Source organism: Neotamlana sargassicola (genome assembly GCF_020523965.1).
GTDB lineage: Bacteria > Bacteroidota > Bacteroidia > Flavobacteriales > Flavobacteriaceae > Neotamlana > Neotamlana sargassicola.
The window spans coordinates 101055-116350 of record NZ_JAJAPX010000002.1; the positions used below are offsets into that span (position 1 = coordinate 101055).

16 protein-coding genes are annotated in these 15296 nt (G+C 32.8%); 6 read left to right on the plus strand and 10 right to left on the minus strand.

What is annotated here, in order from left to right; translation table 11 throughout:
• Positions 1-150 precede the first annotated feature (150 nt).
• The 6 genes from LG651_RS05230 to LG651_RS05255 all read left to right on the plus strand — a co-directional run bounded on the left by LG651_RS05230 (position 151) and on the right by LG651_RS05255 (position 5746).
• On the plus strand, positions 151-861 hold the full coding sequence (locus tag LG651_RS05230; RefSeq protein WP_226695101.1) for a DUF547 domain-containing protein: 711 nt from the start codon (positions 151-153) through the stop codon (positions 859-861).
• 43 nt (positions 862-904) lie between these two features.
• Positions 905-1810, plus strand: coding sequence for a hypothetical protein (locus tag LG651_RS05235; RefSeq protein ID WP_226695102.1), 906 nt, complete (start codon positions 905-907; stop codon positions 1808-1810).
• 34 nt (positions 1811-1844) lie between these two features.
• Positions 1845-2855, plus strand: a complete 1011-nt coding sequence (locus LG651_RS05240; protein WP_226695103.1) for a glycoside hydrolase family 113 — start codon at positions 1845-1847, stop codon at positions 2853-2855.
• Positions 2852-3586 (plus strand): hypothetical protein, encoded by a 735-nt coding sequence (locus LG651_RS05245; RefSeq protein ID WP_226695104.1) that lies wholly within the window; start codon positions 2852-2854, stop codon positions 3584-3586. Before LG651_RS05240 ends, LG651_RS05245 begins: the two co-directional genes overlap by 4 nt.
• Complete coding sequence (locus tag LG651_RS05250) at positions 3583-4851, plus strand: POTRA domain-containing protein (protein WP_226695105.1); 1269 nt, start codon at positions 3583-3585, stop codon at positions 4849-4851. Before LG651_RS05245 ends, LG651_RS05250 begins: the two co-directional genes overlap by 4 nt.
• Positions 4852-5017: 166 nt before the next feature.
• Positions 5018-5746, plus strand: coding sequence for a metallophosphoesterase family protein (locus LG651_RS05255; protein ID WP_226695106.1), 729 nt, complete (start codon positions 5018-5020; stop codon positions 5744-5746).
• Between the two features lie 2 nt (positions 5747-5748).
• Here LG651_RS05255 and LG651_RS05260 read toward each other — a convergent pair whose 3' ends face one another.
• The 10 genes from LG651_RS05260 to LG651_RS05305 all read right to left on the minus strand — a co-directional run bounded on the left by LG651_RS05260 (position 5749) and on the right by LG651_RS05305 (position 15290).
• Positions 5749-7278 carry a carboxypeptidase-like regulatory domain-containing protein gene (locus LG651_RS05260; protein ID WP_226695107.1) on the minus strand — a complete coding sequence of 510 codons (1530 nt, stop codon included), beginning with the start codon at positions 7276-7278 and terminating at the stop codon, positions 5749-5751.
• A gap of 100 nt (positions 7279-7378) precedes the next feature.
• Entirely contained in the window at positions 7379-8101 is a 723-nt protein-coding gene (locus LG651_RS05265) for a TIGR04283 family arsenosugar biosynthesis glycosyltransferase (RefSeq protein WP_226695108.1), read from the minus strand.
• Positions 8102-8133: 32 nt separating this feature from the next.
• The gene (locus LG651_RS05270) at positions 8134-9018 is read right to left on the minus strand and encodes a DUF547 domain-containing protein (RefSeq protein ID WP_226695109.1); all 885 of its coding nucleotides are present in this window, start codon (positions 9016-9018) and stop codon (positions 8134-8136) included.
• Positions 9015-9896 (minus strand): sterol desaturase family protein, encoded by an 882-nt coding sequence (locus LG651_RS05275; protein WP_226695110.1) that lies wholly within the window; start codon positions 9894-9896, stop codon positions 9015-9017. The genes LG651_RS05270 and LG651_RS05275 overlap by 4 nt, the downstream gene beginning before the upstream one ends.
• A gap of 3 nt (positions 9897-9899) precedes the next feature.
• Positions 9900-11063: an MFS transporter gene (locus LG651_RS05280; protein ID WP_226695111.1), complete on the minus strand. Its 1164-nt coding sequence runs from the start codon at positions 11061-11063 to the stop codon at positions 9900-9902.
• 128 nt (positions 11064-11191) lie between these two features.
• Entirely contained in the window at positions 11192-12004 is an 813-nt protein-coding gene (locus LG651_RS05285) for a purine-nucleoside phosphorylase (RefSeq protein WP_226695112.1), read from the minus strand.
• A complete protein-coding gene (locus LG651_RS05290; RefSeq protein WP_226695113.1) occupies positions 11997-12626 on the minus strand; it encodes a TIGR04282 family arsenosugar biosynthesis glycosyltransferase in 630 nt (209 codons plus the stop codon). The genes LG651_RS05285 and LG651_RS05290 overlap by 8 nt, the downstream gene beginning before the upstream one ends.
• Positions 12619-13113: a rhodanese-like domain-containing protein gene (locus LG651_RS05295; protein ID WP_226695114.1), complete on the minus strand. Its 495-nt coding sequence runs from the start codon at positions 13111-13113 to the stop codon at positions 12619-12621. Before LG651_RS05295 ends, LG651_RS05290 begins: the two co-directional genes overlap by 8 nt.
• Before the next feature lie 30 nt (positions 13114-13143).
• Positions 13144-13971: a metallophosphoesterase family protein gene (locus LG651_RS05300; protein WP_226695115.1), complete on the minus strand. Its 828-nt coding sequence runs from the start codon at positions 13969-13971 to the stop codon at positions 13144-13146.
• Positions 13956-15290: a sodium:solute symporter family transporter gene (locus tag LG651_RS05305; protein ID WP_226695116.1), complete on the minus strand. Its 1335-nt coding sequence runs from the start codon at positions 15288-15290 to the stop codon at positions 13956-13958. Before LG651_RS05305 ends, LG651_RS05300 begins: the two co-directional genes overlap by 16 nt.
• Positions 15291-15296: the final 6 nt, after the last annotated feature.

Sequence of the window (15296 nt, forward strand, 5' to 3'; positions counted from 1 at the left end):
ATAACTTAACGACTAGAATTAATTTAGAAACCTTATAAATTAAGCGCCAAGTGTAAGGTTTAATACTTTTATAGTTCTTAAAATTATTTTAAAATTTTTGTAAGACAACAATTTTAGCTTCGACAGAATGCCTGAATTAAACTAGAAATTATGAGAATTTTAAAATTTATTATTGTATTTGTTATAACATCTTCAGTGTATGCTCAAAATGTTGAAAGTTTTTTTAAAGAAACAAATACTTTTTTACAAACCTATGTTAAGGATGGTAAAGTAAATTATAAAGCTATTAATAACGATCCTTCTAAATTAAATAGCATTTTAGAACTTGCTAAAAACACATCGATTGATGCAAAAGATGCCAATAACTATCAAGCCTTTTGGATTAACGCTTATAACTTATCGGTTATAAAAGGAATAATAGATGTGTACCCTACAAAATCGCCATTAGATAATGATGGGTTTTTCGATAAAAAAACTCACGAATTAGCAGGGAAAAGCATCACTTTAAACGATATAGAGCACAAGTTACTTCGAGCAAAGTTTAAAGATCCTAGATTTCATTTTGTATTAGTTTGTGGCGCATTAGGTTGTCCGCCATTAATTAATAAGGCTTATTTACCAAATACGCTAAATGCGCAATTAGAAGCACAAACTAAATTAGCAATAAACGGTTCGTTTTTAATGGTAAATGTAAAAAAGAAGCGTGTTCAAGCTTCAGAAATAATGAAATGGTATAAAGAAGATTTTACCATGAATGGCACTACAGAAATTGACTTTATAAACAAATACAGAACAGAGGCCGTACCAGCAAACTCAAAAATTAGCTACTTCCCGTATAACTGGACATTAAATCAGCAATAAGAAAAGCAAAAAGAAAAATAAAAAGAACAATAAATAAAAAACTATGAAAAAACTATCCACCTTATTATTAGCATTAAGTATTTCCTTTTTAGGATTTTCTCAAGAGGATGAATCGCAAAAAAGTGTAATTCAAGAATATACACCATCAAAATTATTAAAAAAAGGGCAGTGGGATATTAAGTTTTTTAACAGCTTGTACACGCAAACAGAGCAAACCGATGCAGGAAGTACTTCTGGTAAAATAGCAAGACAAAACTTTTTTACAAATACCACCGAAATTTATACAGGCGTTAGTAATAATTCAAGAATAAACGTTGGTGTTATTTTTCAAGTACGTGCCAATACTTATAATGGTCAAGGTGCCTTTAGTGTGTTTAATTTTGAAAATAATGGTGTAGATGCCAGAAGTGGTGTAACAACTATAGCGCCATCTATACGTGTACAACCAATTGCAAGTGTGCCTAACTTTTCTTTTACAAGTTCGCTATATTTTGCAGTGTTTGAAGACGAACCAGGTGTTTACTTAGATAAAAGAAGTACGTTTTGGGAAACCAAGTTCTTTTACGATAAAACATTTGGTGGTGGCAAATGGCAAATTTTTACAGAAGCCGATTTTGGGTTTAACTTTGGTGAAAGTTCATCTGATGCAGATACTTTAACAGAAAACCAAGGCGAACGTTTTGCAAATAATAGTATGTTTTTACCTGTAAGTGCATTTTTAAGTTATTTTCCTTCGGCAAAATCTACAGTATTTGTAAATGCCCAACAAGCGTTTTTAATCGATTTAGGGAACAACTTTTCACAACGTTATACGCAATTAGGTTTAGGCGGAAAATACCAATTAACACAAGCTTTAAATTTAGAGGCATCGTTTGGTAAAATTGTAACTGGAAATAATTTTCAAGGTTTAGGGCAAACATTTAGTTTAGGCTTACGTGCTTTGTTTTAATAATTACTAAATTGGTGCATAAACAAAGATGTAAATGCAGTATTTAAAAGGTAATTTTTTTGGTGTTATTCTATTAATTCTAACGGCTTGTAATGGTCAAGCAGAAAAAATAAACGGTGTAAGTTTTGTGTCTTCTAGAGAATCTATAAACACGAGCCACACGCTTCCAGTTGTACAAGTAAATGCTAATTACGCAGCCGTAATGCCTTTTGGTTTTATTAGAGATTTAAGTACACCAGAAATAAGGTTTAATGGAGAACGACAATGGTTTGGCGAACGAAAAGCAGGCGTAGAACAATACATAAATGAGTTGCGAAAGCATAGTATAAATATTATGCTAAAACCGCAAATATGGATTGGTCGTGGTGAGTTTACAGGATACATTAAAATGCAAAGTGAAGCCAATTGGAAAACACTTGAAAATTCTTATTCTAAATTTATTTTAGAGTATGCAGTGTTAGCTCAGGCATTAAAAGTCGACATATTTTGTATTGGCACCGAATTACAACAATTTATTGAGCACCGACCGCAATATTGGGAGCAATTAATAAATGAAATAAAAAAAGTTTACAGTGGCAAACTAACTTATGCCGCAAATTGGGACGAGTTTAAAACAACGCCATTTTGGGATAAGTTAGATTTTATTGGAATTGATGCTTATTTTCCAGTTAGCGATATGCAAACACCAACATTTGAAGCTTGTTTGGAAGGTTGGAAAGCTCATAAGCCAACCATAAAGTCGATTTCAGAAAAACACAATAAACCCATTTTGTTTACCGAATTTGGGTATAGAAGTGTAGACTTTGCAGGTAAAAAACCTTGGGTTTTTAGTAGAAGCATGACAGAAGTTAACTTAGAAGCACAAGTAAACACCACAAAAGCACTTTTTGAAATGTTTTGGAGAGAAGATTGGTTTGCTGGCGGATTTGTTTGGAAGTGGTTTCATAAACACAACGAAGTTGGTGGCGAAAATAATAATCAGTTTACACCACAAAATAAACCGGCAGAAGCCGTAATTAAACAGTATTACAACACTATAAAATGAAAATAATAAAAGCGTTATGTTTATTGGTTTTAGTCGCATCTTGTGCTTCAAATGACAACATAACAGAACAGACTTTAGATTTAACAAGTTATATTGAAAATAAAACCTATGAAACCGGAGCTGTTATAGCTTGCGCTGGAAATGTAAGTGAAATCTCGAATGCGGCGGCTGTTTATTTTTATCCTGAAGGCGATGCCGAAAATTTTATACTTTTTGAAACGGCTTCAAATAACGTCGACCCTAATAATTTTGAGAATTACACCCGTTTACAAGTTGAAGATTTTCCCGTTTTTAATGGCTATTTAAGAAAGTTTGAAAATAATATTACAGAAGAACGTTGGTTTATTGTTTCTTTTGAAATGGATGGCGAAATAAAACTTTCAAATCCAATTCTTATAAAAAACCAATCGCAACCTACTATTTTTTCTAACGACATTACTATAAATCAAGATACTTCGCAGATGCCGTTGTTTACTTGGGAAGTGAATTCGGAGGCAGATAATGCTATTTTTTTCGAGGTGGTTTCAAACACCAATAACGACTTAATTTCTGGGACTTATACTTTCGAAACGCAGTTTCAATATTACAATACAGCCAATGTGGTTTTAAATATTACAAATGGCACTCCGCCGGATTTAACATTGGGCGAAACTTACAACATAACCATTATGGATGTGAGTGAAGATAACTGGATAAACGAATTTTTCATCAATCAATTTACAGTACAATGAAGCAACTATTACGTTTTCTTTTTTTAAGTTTTACCTGCGTTACATTTTCGCAAAACACAGTTGCCGATTTAAAAGTGCAAGGCAATAAAAAATTAAAATCTGGTTTTGTAAAAAAAATATCGAATATAAAACCTGGTGTGGTTTTAGACTCTGCTGTTATAGAAAGCGACATTAAATTGTTAAAACGTTTGCCATCTATCGCACACGCTTATTATCAGGTGTTTCCAACAGGAAAAGAAAACGAGTATAATGTGTTTTATAACATTGAAGAGAACTTTACAATTATACCTTCTGCAAATGTTTATACTACAAATAACGACGAATTTGCATATCGTTTAGGGCTTTACGAGTTTAATTTGTTTGGGCAAAATATAGCTTTTGGTGGGTTTTACCAAAAGGATATTTACGACTCGTATGCTATAAATTTTAGGGCGCCTTATTTGTTTTCAAGACAATTAGGTTTAGCCGTAAATTATCAAAATTTAACTACTTTGGAGCCTGTTTTTTTCGAAAGTAACACAGCAGATTATCGTTATAACAATAATTCGTTAGAGGTTTTGGGCTTATATCAGTTTAATTTTACCAATAGAATTGAAGCTGGTGTAAATATTTTTAGCGAAGACTATAAATACGTATCAGGAGCTACTAGCAATAGTGTTCCGTTGAGTTTAGATGTAGATAAAATCCTTTATAAGTTAATTTACGAGTACAACAATTTAAATTACGATTATCAATACGTCGAAGGCTTTAGGAGTGTGTTTAATTTTCAGTATGTGCATTCACGGGCAGGAGACCGTAAAAAGTTTCCCGATTTTTTAATTGGATGGAACGATTTTATGTACTTTAAACGTGTTGGGCAACGTGGTAACTGGGCGAGTAGATTTCACATTGGTACTGCAACTAATAACGAAACACCATTTGCGCCATTTGCAGTAGATAATAATAAAAATTTAAGAGGTGTTGGTAATTTAATTGATAGAGGAACAGCCGCTTTAGTTTTAAATACAGAATACCGATATACCCTTTACGAAAAAGGATGGTTTGCATTACAAGGAAATGCTTTTATTGATGCCGGTACATGGCGAAACCCTGGTGGCGATTATGGCGATTTTACCGATTCGAAAAATATGCGCCTATTTCCGGGTGCAGGGTTAAGATTTATTCATAAAAAAATATTTAATGCCATTTTTAGAATAGATTATGGTGTTGGTTTAACCAAAAATGCCAGTCGCGGTTTTGTGTTTGGTATTGGGCAATACTTTTAGCTATTAAAAAGCAAATTGAAGGCTATTTTAAGGAACAAAATTTTGTGTTAATTAATTATGTTTATAGTAAAACTTATAAATTGTAACTTTTAATCTTAATTTAATATACTTTAAATTTTTTTTGACAAACAAAGACCTAATTTTGTAGGAAATTAAACTTTTACATATGCGAACCTTTGCTATTGGAGATATTCATGGCGGTCTTAAAGCCTTAACTCAAGTCTTAAATAAATTAGAATTAAAAGATGATGATACCCTAATTTTTATGGGCGATTATGTTGATGGCTGGAGTGAATCGGCGCAGGTAATAGATTTACTATTAGATTTAGCAGAAACATTTAAGTGTATTTTTATAAAAGGAAACCACGATTTCTGGTGCGAAGAGTGGTTAAGGGATAAAACGGTTAATCCAACCTGGTACATGCATGGTGGTAAGGAAACTATGGAAAGTTACGAAGGTTTTTCTGAAGCAGAAAAGGCAGAGCATTTAGAGTTTTTCGAAAACTTAAAAATGTATTATATCGATAGCGAAAACCGTTTATTTTTACATGCGGGGTTTACATCGATGCATGGCGTAGAAAAGGAAGTTGTTAAAGAAACTTTATATTACGATAGAACACTTTGGGAAATGGCCTTAGGTTTAGATAAGAATATAAGTAAAACCGATATTTCTTACCCAAAACGGTTAGTGCATTATAGCGAAATATTTATTGGGCACACTCCAACAACTAATTTTAATGTTGATGTACCAATGAATGCCGCAAACGTTTGGAATATAGATACTGGTGCCGCGTTTAAAGGTAAAGTAACGGGTATGAATATTGAAACTAAAGCTTTTGTGCAAAGCGATAATTTACCTGGTTTATACCCTAACGAAAAAGGTAGGAACAAATAAACTTAATCTATGCTTTTAAACGATTTAATAGCTTCGTTAGGTTCAATAACATTGTAGCCTTCCCAAAAAGTAGGATCGTAATCTGGTAAATAAGTTGGTTTAACATCTGGTTTTTCCGCAAAATTATTAAAACTAGACTCGGTTAAAATGCTGTTTTCGAAAACTACAAGCTCTCGTTTTTCACTGTTAGACATTATAAAATGAATATCTGTAGATATTTCGTTTTGTTTTCTACGACCTCTAGTGTGCTTGTTTTTTTCAATAATTTTTAATGGGCGTTTTATACCAAAGTCGGTGCCTTCAACCGATTCGGCATATTTTAATTTATAGCTTTTAGCATCATCTTGTTCGTAAATAAAAACGCCTTTTAATAGGTTTTTTTCATACGAAATACCTAAAAGATTAAAGCTTTTTAATTGCTTTACGTTTTGGTAATCGGCTCTAATAACAGCAAAGTCATCGGTGTTTATGTATAAAACGCCTTTGTAATCGGCACCTCTTTTTGGTTTAAAGGTTATTTTATAAACAAAGGCTTCGTTTAAAAATAAATGATCTACTATTTCAAATTCATATTTATTAGGTTTATAAATAAAATTTAAGTCGGAATCTTCAAAAATAAAACTAGATTCCTGTAAATCGATTAAATCACTTTTTCTGTAAGATAAAAATTGCTTTTTTCGGGCTTCTTCTTTCTTTTTTTGAGCTTGCAGAAATTCATCTGTTTGTTTTTCTTCTTTTGTTGGTTTGTCATTAAAAATGGTAGTGTCAACTTCTGTTTTGGTACCAAATAATCCAGATTTCACCTTAAAATATGAGTCGCGTTTTACACGCTTTTGTAAAATAGTATTGAGTCTTTTTTCAACACCTTCAAAAGAAACTTCGTTGTTTTTGTCGTACAAATGCGAGGCTTTAATAATGTCTAGTTTAGCATCATCGATAACATCGCTTTTGGCCGTGTAAAAATCACCTAAAATTTCTGTGTAATCGGCATTTGTATTGGGTAAAATGTTTAATATGCTATCAGCAAATTTTTGATTGAGTTCTGGAATTGTCGTTTTTTTTACATCAACGTGTTTTTTCAGCATTTTATTAAAATAGGAAACCCGATAAAACAACCTGCTTTTATTAAACGGGGCGCTGTAATTTTGTTCTAAATTTTCATGCACCTTTTCAATAATTTCCTCTGCGGTGTAATGTTTATTTGAAACTAAAACTTCATCTAACTCTATAGAGCTCGGGCTTAAAAGTAAAAGGCTATCCTTAAATTTTAAAACAGGAATGGTTTTGTTTTCATAGCCTAAACAGCTTATTGTTAGCGAGTCTTGTGGGGATGGATTTTTTTTAAAATGAATTTGAAAAACACCATCGGCATTACTTATTACGCCTAATTTTTTACCAAGTGTAATGTTTGCAAACGGAATGGGTTTTTGGCTTACCGAATCGATAAGTCGGGCGTTTATGGAATGTTGTTGAGCAACAACAGAAGTAATGGATAAAGAAAATACGAGAATAAGTAAGTAAGCTTGTTTCATGTTTTTCAATTTAGCTATGAAGATATAGTATTACATGAAAAAAGACTTAAAAATTAACATTTTGTTACATGCAGTTTGGTTAATTTTTAACACATTTTATTTAAGCAATAGATTTTTTGTAGTATTTATGAAGCTCTTCTGCCGATGCGCCTAAATAGCGTTTTATATAAATTTGTAAGAAATGATATTGCAATTTAAAAACCCCCACTTTTTTATAAAGTCGCGATGAGGTGGTAAGTTTTTTATTAATTACAACAAAGCTTTTGCGCTCGTATAATTCGTTTATAAGCATATTGTCTTCGTAAATAATATAACTTTCATCGTAGCCACCAATAGCGTTAAACAGTGTTTTTGTAATAAATTGGCTTTGGTCGCCGCCTCGGCAAGCGCGCCATGAAAATTGGGTAAACCAACCAGCTAGTGTTAGCCACCAATGGTCACTATCAAATTGCATTCTAAAACAGCCGGCTTGGTTTCCTTTTTGTATTTCGTTTAAAATAAATACATCGAAATGTTCTGGTGGAAAGGAATCGGCATGTAAAAAATAAAGCACCTTGCCTTTGGCGTTTTTAGCACCAAAATTCATTTGTTTGGCACGTCCTTTTTTCGAATTTAATATTTTAATTTCAGGGCGTGCCGCTTGGTCGCTATTTCCTATAAAATTAATAAAGCGGTTAACACTAGCTATAGTGCCATCGGTACTGCCACCATCAACAATTAAAATTTCGGAAACATTTTTAGCTGTCGAATTTTTTAATAAATGCTGAAGTAAAACCGTTATGTTATTTACTTCGTTTAAAACTGGAATAATAATACTAATCATACTTAATCTACGATGTTTTTATAGTATTGGTTTTACTCGTTTAAATTCCAGTTGTAATCTAAGTAGCTTTTTGATGCATTCGGAGCTATTTTTACCTGGGAATACTTGTTTAAAAAATCGATTAAATCAGAATCGTTGGTTTTAAAATCTTTAGAAAACCATTTAAATATTTTCGATAGTTTTAAGGTGTTTGCCGAAATTTGGTTTTTAGAGATATCGGTTAAAAATTGTTTTGTTGCACTTGTTAATTGCGACCCTAAATTAGAAGCATTAAAAGCTTGGTTTTGTAATTTAGGGCAAGATATTGATGCGCAAACTATGGCAAAATGTATGCGTGGTTCGTCCATTTTTCTTAAAATATTGTGCTCGATATCATTTAAGTTATACCATTTTTCTCCTAATTTCCAAAGGCGTTCATCCCACGGATTTTTTATGTCTTTAATACTTTTTACGGGATAGTTTCTAAGGATTAAATCAATTGTAAAAGCATTATACGCATTAATCCAAAAGGCTAATTTTTGGTTTTTAGAAAAATTAGAGAACTCATTGGTAGCATAAATGGCTTGTAAACTTTTTATGTAATTATTTAATAGTTTTTTGTCTGTTTTAAATCCGTCATAATTAACATTTCCAGCAAGCGTAACGTGTTTTTGTAATAATGTATCCCAAGCGCTATGAAGGTTTGACGGCGGATTGCTTTGGGTTGGTGTTGAAGGTGTTTGTTTTGTGTTGTTTTCGGCTGTTTTAACCGAGTCTACTATTATTGTTGGTTTATTTGTAAGTGTTGAATCTATTACAGTTTCGGGTGTTTTATCAATAACGGTGGTTATCGTTTTTTTTGATGATTCGGAAGTGCTTTTAGTTCCAGAACATGTTATAAATATAAGGCCAATACAAATAATAGTAAATTGTTTCATTTTTTTAGAGGATATATTTCTTGGTGTAAAAAATCTTTTGGAAAATTTTCGTCGCCTTCAAATCCTAATTCAATATCTCTGCCGTTATGCGGAATGTAATTGGTTTTAAAAATATAGTCCCAAAGGCTTAAGGTTAGTCCGTAATTAACACCATACCTTACATGTTTTGGTAAGTGTTTTACATGATGCCAAATATGCATTTTAGGATTGTTAAAAACATACTTTAAAACACCGTAATCCCATCCTAAGTTAGCATGGTTTAAATGCCCAATGGTAATATTAAAAAAGTGAACAATGGCAACATCTTGAGCATCAAAACCACCAATAATAGCTAGAGGTATGTAAAGTATCGATTTATAAACCACAGGTTCCATCCAGTGGTAGCGTAGGTGAGCGGCAAAACCCATTTCTTTTACACTGTGATGCACTTTATGAAAATTCCATAAAAACTGAAACCGGTGTAATAATCTATGGGTGTTCCATTGCACAAAATCTGAAACAATAAAGAAAATAAATAGACCTAAAGCTTTGGGTAATTGGTCGACATCGAAAAGCTGAAAGCTTGAAATCGATAAATTAACTACACTTAAAATATCATTAAAAAAATGAGCTGCGGTATTCGATAAAGCTATGAGAATAATAAGATTTAATAGAAAAAAATTAAAGAACATATAAAACGTATCTAACCAGAAATCTTTACGAAAAACAGATTGGTTTTTACGCCAAGGAAATATAATTTCTAAACCCCAAACCACAAGTGAAATAGCAATTAGGCCATAAAAATAATTATCCCAATGGTTTATGTTAACTAATTCGTTTTTAAGATAGTTCCAGTAGCCGGAATACGATTTTTTAATAATGTCGAAATACCTTTCCATGGTTTAATTTTTTATTTTTAAAAGAGATATTACGCCTATAATAGGACCTATAGATAATATTACGAAAATGTACTTTATGCTAATGTGTTGCGATAATAAGGCCAGTAGCTGTATGCTTAAAATGGTTAAACTATAACCTATGCAGTTTACAATAGTTAAAGCTGTTCCTCTAGTTTTTGCCGATGCATTTTGGGCAACCATGGTAGATAATAACGGGGAATCGATAATGACCACCATGCCCCAAAAAATTAAAAATACCATGACAAATAAAACAGAGGAGGTTGATAGTATTATTGGCGAAATTAAACAGCAAAAGCCCGATAAAGCTAAAGCAACTAACGTAGTAGATTTAGTTGATGTTCTCTCTGAGATATAACCGCCAAAAACACAGGCTAAACTGCCAGAAGCTATAATTATAAACGACCATAATGAAACATTTATTGGAATATTTTGCGAATTGGAGTAGTAGCTTAATATTACGGGAACAAAAGCCCAAAAAGTATAGAGTTCCCACATGTGGCCAAAATAACCAAAAGCCGTTTGTTTAAATTTTGTCGACTTAAAAATAGTTGTAAACAGCGATAGTTTTACTGAAGAACTAGCAATTCTGTAAGGGCCATCGGGAACTAAAAATAACATTAAAGTTCCGCCTAAAGTGGCTAACAGCGACGTGTAAATTATAACTTGTTTCCAAAGCGTTGCGTTAATTGTATTGCTTATTATATGTGGAAATGCGGTTCCTAAAACTAGGGCGCCAACTAAAAAGCTTAACGATTTACCTAAGCCTGCTTCAAAATAATCTGAGGCTATTTTCATACCAATAGGATAAATTCCAGCTAGTAAAATACCTATGCTAAATCGTAAGCCAATTAAATTAAACAAAGTGTTTTGAGGTAAAGTAATACCCAAGTTTAAAATAGCAGCAAGAAAAGCACAAACAAAAAATACTTTCGACGGCGAAAACCTATCCGCAACATTAAAAATGGCAAACAAAAGTGTGCCTGTTATAAAACCTAATTGTATAGCCGAAGTTAAAATACTTAAAGCGTTAACGGGTAAACCAAACGACTCAATTATTGGGTTAATAACCGCATTACTGGCAAACCATAACGATGTACAGCAAAATTGAGCGAACACAATTATGGTTAAAATACGTTTACTATTCATATTAACTTTAAAATTAGCTTAGTACAATACCAATAATTGGTTTTAAAACTTTAAAAAACCGGAGACGACTCAATATACCTGACGTTATAAGCGTATTGCTGTTGCTTACTAAGGCTGTTTAAAATGAATTAAATGCTTTTTAATAATTCTTTAAATAACAAAATCATGTTAGGTTCTGCCTTGGTAGCGTGTGCAATTATATCATCGATGTTTACCGGCTCTAGGTTGTCTGGATCACATTCGTCGGTTAAAACTGAAATAGCAGCTACTTTTAAGTTTAAATGGTTTGCTACAATAATTTCGGGTACGGTACTCATACCAACGGCATCGGCACCAATAATTTTTAGCATGCGGTATTCGGCACGGGTTTCTAATTGTGGGCCAACCACACTAGCATAAACACCTTTATGAAGTGTTATGTTATGTTTTAAAGCAATGTTTTTAAATTTAGAATTAATCTCGGCATCGTAAGGAGCGCTCATATCTGTAAATCGTTCACCAAGTTCCGAAACACCTTTAAAAGCTAAAGGCGAACTACCTTGAAGATTTATATGATCGTCAATAAGCATTAATTCTCCCTTTTTAAAGTTTAAATTGATTGCTCCAGCCGCATTTGAAACTAAAAGTGCTTTAATACCTAATTTTTCCATTATTCTTACCGGGAAAGTAACATCTTGCAAGGTGTAACCTTCGTAAATATGAAAACGGCCTTGCATAACAACAACCTTTTTACCTTCAATGGTGCCATAAATTAGTTTGCCTTTATGAAACTCAACCGTAGCTGTTGGAAAGTTAGGAATATGGTTATAGCTAACTTGTGCAATAATTTCTATTTCATTAATTAATTGCCCTAAACCAGTGCCTAAAATTATCCCAATTTCTGGGGTGTCGAATCCTTTTTCTTTTAAGTAATCAACTGTTTCTTCAATAAATTTAATCATTTAATTGCTGTATTTTTTCCTGTAATGTTTTGTTGTTTTTGTAAAATTTAGAGGCGATTAAATCGTCGTAAGTATCAATGTCGTTTAATGTTTTTAATGTGCTAAACGTATTATTGTTTTGGGTTAAAGTTTTTAGTGTTTCGTTTAAAAGTGATGGCTGACTCCAAGGTTTATTACTAAATACTTCAGGAATAAGTTTTGATAAGCCAACGAGATAATAACCACCGTCTTCAGCAGGTCCAAAAACTGCATCGTTAGTTTTTAGGGCTTCAAAGGCTTCATTAATTTCGGTTTCGCTAATATCTGGTAAATCCGACCCAATTAATACAATGTTTTCGTAACCCGCGTTAAAACCATCTGTAAAAGCATTAAGCATGCGTTCGCCTAAATCCTCACCATTTTGAATGGTTTTAATATGATTTCCCCAAGTGTTTTCTTCAACCCTGTTAGAAAAATATATGCGCTTGTTATAAGGAACCTTATTGGCAACTTTTTCGGTAATTTTTAAAAGCTCGGTATATACCTCAAAAGCGCCATAATCGCCAATAGTTCTAGCGAGTCTGGTTTTTACAGTGCCTAATGTTTTGTTTTTAACAAATACTATTAAAAGGGTATTAGTCATAAATTTTATTGCCTTTTGTTAACCATTTACTCCATGGTTTTGAGAATGTATGAATATTGTCGGTTTCTTTTTCATTCGAGTCGTAAACTGGATTTCCTTTGTTTTTCCATTCAAAAATACCGCCATATAAATTATGAACGTTGGTATAGCCAGCTTTTTTTAGCTTTTCGCCAATATCTTCCGATCGAATACCAATAGAACAATACACAATTATTTTAGCATCTTTATTTGGAAGGTTTCCCGAAATTGAATCTACATTAAAAAAGTCGTAACCTACGCAAATGGCATTTTTTATATGGCTTGTTTTAAATTCCTTAGGTTCTCTAGAGTCTAGCAGTATAAAGCTTGCGGTTTCCGATTTTAATGAATCGACCGATATGTACGGAATACTATTCGTGTTTTCTTTTTTTAGTAACGCTTTTAGTTTTTTTTGACTAAAACTGTACATGGTAAAAAAAAGAAGGGATAATGTTACATAAATTCTCATATTCTGTTAGTTGAATGATTTTTTTTATCCTTACAATACAATTGGTTTTCCTTGTAATTGTTGTTCCATTTCTGGTAAAATTTCCATGTTATCCCAAATACCGTTTGCTATGGTTTTTGCATAAGATTCAGGAAGAATACCATTAAGCATTAACTTATTTGTAAAATTATGGTTGTATGCTAACTTACGGAAATTTATATGAAATGGTTTTACACTATCATCTAAAATAGCATACCAAACTTCGGTGTTTCCATCGTTGGCAGGCATACCAATTACGCCTGGATTTATCCAATGTTTATTGGCTTTTTTATCTAAAAAAGGTAATCCAGAATGGCCTGCAATAATGTTGGCGCTTTTTGTAGCTTTAAAAACCTCTTGTTTTATTTGCCAAGGTGTTGATTTAAAAATGTATTCTGAAATATTTGAAAACGAACCATGAACCACAAAAAAAGTAGAGTCATTGTAGTTAAATTGAATATGATCGGGAAGCGTTGCTAAATAGTTTAAAGCAGAGTTTGAAACTCGACTTTTAGCATAAGGATACCATTGCTGTGAAAAGCTATCGCATCGCGAACCAGACTTAAAATCGCAACCGCAATCGTCTTCATTATTTATTAATTGTACTTCAATGTTACCTAAAATACTCTGTGCTTTCCAATTTTTAAATGTTTGAATAGTTTCTTCGGGTTGGGCACAATAACCAACAATATCGCCAGTGCAAATACAGTTTTCTGGCGGAATTCCTTCCTGTTTTGCAACATCAATTAAAGCCTCTAAAGCTTGAAGGTTACTGTAAACACCACCAAAAATTAAAAGCTTACCTGTTAAGGTTCCTAAGTCTTTTATTTTTTTATCCATGATGGTATTAAGTATAAAATAATACAACAAGAAATACCCCAAACATTTACCCAAAGCAAATCGGCATATTTTCCTGTTGTAAAGATTAAACTAGTCGGAAAACTTTTAAAAACTAACAAGAAACCAAAAATAACACCCGTAATTACACTTAAAAAGAAACTAATTTTCGGCACGCTTTTCTTCCAAAAAATAAAAACAGGAGTTAAGCCAATAACCATGGTTCCAGAAATGGTTGTAGCCGATAAAATTTCGGCATCTAAAAAAACGGGTAAGGTACCTAGTATGGCAACGGCAATCATTACCGCTCGACCAAAGGTTAAGCTGTTTTTTGCACCCAAATCTAAAACCAAGAGTTTAGAAAAGGATGAGAATGTAGAGTCTAAGGTTGATGCGGCCGAGGTAATCATTATAAAATTAATAACGAGTAATACTAATACTCCAAAAAATTTCCCAACCTGCACTGCAGCTTGCCCGCTTAAACCTTGTTGCTGCGCAAAAACACCTATTATGCTAAACAAAATAATACATAATGCGCCTAACACACTGGCCCATAAAAAACTTTTTCGAGTCACTTTTGGGGAGCTTATAAATGCACGATCGGTTAAGACTGGATCATGAAACGGATAGCTAAACGACTGAATTATAGCTGCAAAAAGTAAATTTAGTCCTAAGTCGAAACTCCAAGTGCCAGATTGTACTACATTGGAAACGTTAAAGTCTTCCACCGAAAAAATATTCCAAAGAATAACGCAGAGTAAAATGCTAAATAACACCATTTGAATGACATCGGTAAAAATAGAACTGCTTAATCCGCCCTTTACAGCGTACGATAAAGTTAAAAAGGTAAAAATAACTATGGCCCAATAATAATTGGAGCTTCCTGTTTCGCCAAAATAACTTCCAATAACCATGGTATTACTCCAAACTTCATTAAACAACCTAAAGGCTATTAAAAGCGAAAAAATAGTCATGGCACTTTTGCCAAATTTAGATGTTAAAAAATGATGGATGCTTTCGTATTTACCATCGACTCTAATTTTATAAAGCACCACTCCAGCAACTGCAAAAGACAGGTAGTATCCAGCATACGCAACGCCACCAACTAAACCGTAACTTAGTCCAAGGTTGGCTGCAATGGTTATACTTTTTGCAAAAATCCAGGAAATAATAAGGCTGCCCGTTAACATTAAGGTGTTTGGGGCTTTGTTTTTATGTGTTGCCTTAAAAAATTCATCTGTAGTTTTTGCTAAAGGCGATAAAAAAAAGAAAATAAGACTAGATGAAATTACCAGTAGCCATTGCCAATTAATTACACTCATATATTT